Here is a 4,361-nt window from a genome sequence, read left to right on the forward strand (position 1 = left end):
GCACCGCAGCAGCGCCCACCCCGGCCGGCACCACCCCGGGCACGACCGGCGCGGCGGGTGGGACGACCAGGGGGGCGGGCGGCGGCCCGACCGGCGACCCGGCAGCCGGCGACGCGGGCGGCCCGGCGGGCGCCCCGGGCAGCCCGTCGGGGCAGGCCGGTTCACCCGGACCGGCCGGCCCCACCGGCACGACGGGGCAGAACGGCGGTACGACGGGGCAGAGCGGCGGGACCACCGGACAGAGCGGCGCGACCTGAGCCGCCCCCGCACGGCTGGGCCGGCGGCCCCGGGCGCGACACGCCCCGGGGCCGCCGCGCGTTCCGGCCCACCACCCGCCCGCCCCACGACCCTGTCGAGGGGCCTTCAGCGACCCGCCTGGCTTGCCGTCGGGGTCTCCGGAGCACACGAGACGGCACCGGGACAGCGAGTGCCGGAAAGCGGGCCACAGCCGGGCCGAAACGGGCGGCCGGCACAGGCTCCACCGGAGCGAACGGGCACCGCCCGGCGGTGACCAGGGCTGGCGGCGGGAGGTGCCGGGAAGCCCGGTGACAGCCAGTGACCAGGGTGGCGGGTGTCGACAGCCGGCCGTCGGCACCCCCGCAACGCCGCTGACCAGCGGTACGGCGACCGGGCGACGCCGACCGCACGGCGCCGGGCAGCCGGAATCACGGGGTCGCGGCCCAGCCGGACACTCGGGTATCGTCCGTTCGTTCAGTCGGAGATGCGACGATCAAACCGTTCGCCCTAGCCAGTTGTCAGACGATCGGGCAGAATCCGGTACACACTCTTGGCGGAGAGTGATCATTTCCTCGCTGATCCGTAGATCTGACGACGGTTCCCCGGGCGCAGCCGTCACGAACGGCCCTGTGCGGGGACGATGGAGGCCCCGGTGTCCGACGAGCGACCTGACGAGGAGCGGGCAGCCACCTTCCGTGAGGTGTTCGCCCTGCGCGAGTACCGGTCGATCCTCACCGCCACCACCCTCGCCTGGGTCGGCGACTACATCGCCAAGGCGGCGGTCACCGTCCTGGTCTACCGGGAGAGCGAGTCGGTGGCCCTCTCCGCCGCCGCCTTCGCGGTCGGGTTCCTGCCGTGGCTGATCGGCGGGCCGCTGCTCGCCACGGTCGCCGAGCGGTACCGGTACCGGCACGTGATGGTGGCCTGCGACCTCGTCCGGATGACCCTCGTCGCCCTGGTGGCGATCCCCGGCATGCCGGTCTGGGCGATCCTCTGCCTGCTCTTCCTCACCACCCTGGCCAACCCGCCGAGCCAGGCGGCCCGGTCGGCGCTGCTGCCGCTGGTCCTCTCCGGCGACCGGCTGGTGGTCGGGCTGTCGATCAACGCCAGCGTCGGGCAGGCCGCGCAGGTCGTCGGCTACCTGCTGGGTGCCGCCATCGCCACGATCAACCCGACCGTCGCGCTGCTGGTCAACGCGACCACCTTCGCCCTCTCCGCCGTCCTGGTCCGCCTCGGCGTACGGGACCGGCCGTCGGCGATGACCGCCGCGCACCGCAGTCACCTGCTGCGCGAGACCGGCGAGGGGTTCCGGCTGGTCTTCGGCGATCCGACCCTGCGGGCGATCGCGGTGCTGGTGTTCAGCGCCATGCTCTTCGCCATCGTGCCGGAGGGGCTGGCCGCCGCCTGGGCCCGCGAGGGGAACACCAGCGGTCTGGACGCCGGCACGGCCCAGGCCGCCATCATGGCCGCCAACCCGGTCGGCTTCATCCTCGGCGGTCTGTTGATCGGGCGGGCCGTCGCACCCGCCCGCCGGGTGCAGTTGGTCCGGCCGCTGGCGGTGGCCGCCCCGCTGACCCTGGTGCCCGTGCTGTTCGACCTGCCACCCCTGGCGGTCGCGCTGCTCGCCGCGGTGTGCGGGGCGGCGGTCGGTGGTCTGCTGCCGGTGGCGAACGGCATGTTCGTCCGCGCCCTCCCGGACGGGTACCGGGCGCGGGCGTTCGGCGTGATGGCGACCGGGCTCCAGGTGATCCAGGGCCTCGCGGTGCTGGTGACCGGCCTGCTGGCGGAGTGGGCGCCCATCCCGGTCGTGGTCGGGGTGTGGAGCGCCGCCGGCGTCGTGCTCATGCTCCTGGTCGGCGCGAGCTGGCCGGGTCGCACCCGCGACGGCGGGCGGACACCGCCGCGCGCCGCCACCCCCGCCGCGCGGCAGGCCGAGGAGACCGCCGCCCCGGAGGTCGGCGGGCCGACCGGGCAGGGACCGGTGGGCCAGCGCTCCCGGCAGGCCGACGCGCCCACCCGCTGAGCCCGACCCGGCGACGGCCCACCCGCCCGCAGGCCCGGCACGGAACGCCGGGACCGAGCCCGCAGGCCGGCACGGAACGCCGTGCGCCCGCCCGCAGGCCCGGTCCGGGACGGTGTGACCGAGCCCGCAGGCGCACCGGGCGGTAGGCGACGGACGGCGTGCGGTACGCCTGGCAGGATGGAGCGGTGACTGCCGCAGCTGACTCCGGACAGCCGTCGACGACCTTCTTCGAGTTGGTCGGCGGCGAGCCCACCTTCCGCAAGCTGGTGGACGAGTTCTACGCCGGCGTGGCAACCGACCCCGTGCTGCGTCCCATGTACCCCGAGGAGGACCTGGGGCCGGCCGCGGACCGGCTGAGGCTTTTCCTCATGCAGTACTGGGGCGGCCCGAACACCTACTCCAGCCAGCGGGGGCATCCCCGGCTGCGGATGCGGCACGCCCCGTTCCGGATCGGTGCCGTGGAACGTGACGCCTGGCTGCACCACATGCGCCGGGCGGTCGACCGGCTGGACCTGTCGCCGGAGGCGTCCGCCGCGCTCTGGGACTACCTGGAGCGGGCCGCGTACTTCATGGTGAACGTCATGGAGGATCCGGCCGGCCCGGCCTGACGGCCCGGTCGGGCGCGGGCCCGGCGGTGCGCGGACCTCGCTCGGCGCAGAGCGGGCCGGCCTCGGCTCGGAGCCAAGGCGTCCTCGACCTAGAGCCAAGGGCGCCCTCGACCCGGGGCCAGGGTGCTCACAGTCAGAGCAGGGCGCCCTCGTCGTGCAGCCAGTCCACGAAGGTGGTGGCCACCGCGGCACCGCAGTCGAGCATCTCGACCAGGAGCGCGTCGTGCGCCCCGGCACCGAGCGGCACCTGCAACTCGGCGTAGATCGGCAACTGGCCGCGCTCGGTGGGGTCACCGATGTACGCCTTGCAGAACCGTCGAGTGTGGTTCCACTCGTTGACCACCCGGTAGGCCCGGTCGGCCCAGTCCGGCGGCACGGTCGCGTGTGGACGGGCCCGCATCACCAGGATCTCGTCCTCCGGGCCCTCCAGGGTGACCAGCACCGCGTGCCGTTCCCACATGGCCAGCAGGTTGCCGTCACCGTCGGCCAGGTACCGCACGTCGAGCAGGTCGAGGGCGGTGCAGACCCGGCTGAGGGTCACCGGCTCGACGGTGACCGGCATGTCCGTCATCGCAGGTCGATCGGTGGACGGACAACTGTCCCCCGGCTGACGGGGGGACGGTGGTCCGACCCGGACACTGTCGTCCACTGTGATCCCGCTTCGAGTTTCCCGGTCACCGCCGCTGGCGGGACCTGGGCGCCATGACCACCACGGCATCGCTCGCGCACCTCACTCCCCAGCGGATCCAGCCGCCTACCGTGCGTTGGATCCGAGGATGGACGGTACCCGGACAGCCGGGTTGAGGCATCCCCCCAACGGCAGCCCCAGGCCAGAAGGATGACGAAGGGTCATCCGTTCGGATGACCTCAGGCCGGCGTGACGGCGAGATCGACAACCTTCTGCGACCATGCGGCTCCGAAAGGTCCCACCAGGCCGACCCAGCGACCGGCGACCCGGACCCCGACGTCGGTGGGCCGGGCCGGCTCGGGCCGACCCAGGAACCCCATCCGGACCACTGCCTGGATGAGCCGCTGCGACACCTCCACCGGCTCCCCGGGCGCACCCTCCGGGGTGACCACCACCGGCACGTGGTCCAGCAGGGCGTCCCGCAGCGCCCGTTGCCCGACCGCCCGGCCGCCCACCCCCTGCGTCACAGCGGTGCGCAGGGTGCCGGCGGCGGCCTCGGCGATCCGGTGGACCTCGGCGGCGGGCAGCGTCTCCACCGGACGGCTCACGGGGGGCGGCAGCGGCCAGCGCCACTGCGCGTCCCGGCGGACGGGCAGGGCCGCGTCACCGGCCTCCAGCGCGGCCAGCAGCTCACCGGCCGCCACGGTGGCGTCCCCCGACCCGACGCCGGCCGGCGCGGTGGCGGCACCCGAGCCGGCGCCGGCCGGCACGGTGGCGGCACCCGAGCCGGCGCCGGCCGGCACGGTGGCGGCACGGGGCCCGCCGCCGGCCACCGTCCGGACGACGAGCACGCCCCAGGGCAGCC

At 75.1% G+C, this 4,361-nt stretch carries 4 protein-coding genes and 1 pseudogene; 3 read left to right on the forward strand and 2 right to left on the reverse strand.

The features are described from left to right. From AWW66_RS35025 to AWW66_RS31485, 3 genes and pseudogenes are all read left to right on the forward strand, one after another. A pseudogene (locus AWW66_RS35025) lies at positions 1 to 257 on the forward strand (hypothetical protein); the annotation flags it as partial. Between the two features lie 632 nt (positions 258 to 889). Continuing rightward, a complete protein-coding gene (locus AWW66_RS31480; RefSeq protein WP_396890634.1) occupies positions 890 to 2,260 on the forward strand; it encodes an MFS transporter in 1,371 nt (456 codons plus the stop codon). Positions 2,261 to 2,445: 185 nt separating this feature from the next. Next, on the forward strand, positions 2,446 to 2,868 hold the full coding sequence (locus tag AWW66_RS31485) for a globin (RefSeq protein WP_157528280.1): 423 nt from the start codon (positions 2,446 to 2,448) through the stop codon (positions 2,866 to 2,868). A gap of 133 nt (positions 2,869 to 3,001) precedes the next feature. On the opposite strand, the gene AWW66_RS31490 is transcribed toward AWW66_RS31485, so the two are convergent. Both AWW66_RS31490 and AWW66_RS31495 read right to left on the reverse strand, forming a co-directional pair. Beyond that, positions 3,002 to 3,586 (reverse strand): type III secretion system chaperone family protein, encoded by a 585-nt coding sequence (locus AWW66_RS31490; protein ID WP_067374294.1) that lies wholly within the window; start codon positions 3,584 to 3,586, stop codon positions 3,002 to 3,004. A 149-nt stretch (positions 3,587 to 3,735) separates the two neighbouring features. Further along, positions 3,736 to 4,361, reverse strand: a 626-nt coding sequence (locus AWW66_RS31495) for a DUF8185 domain-containing protein (protein WP_425413317.1), incomplete at its 5' end; no start/stop codon positions are given.

This window comes from Micromonospora rosaria, from assembly GCF_001567585.1.
Classification (GTDB): domain Bacteria; phylum Actinomycetota; class Actinomycetes; order Mycobacteriales; family Micromonosporaceae; genus Micromonospora; species Micromonospora rosaria.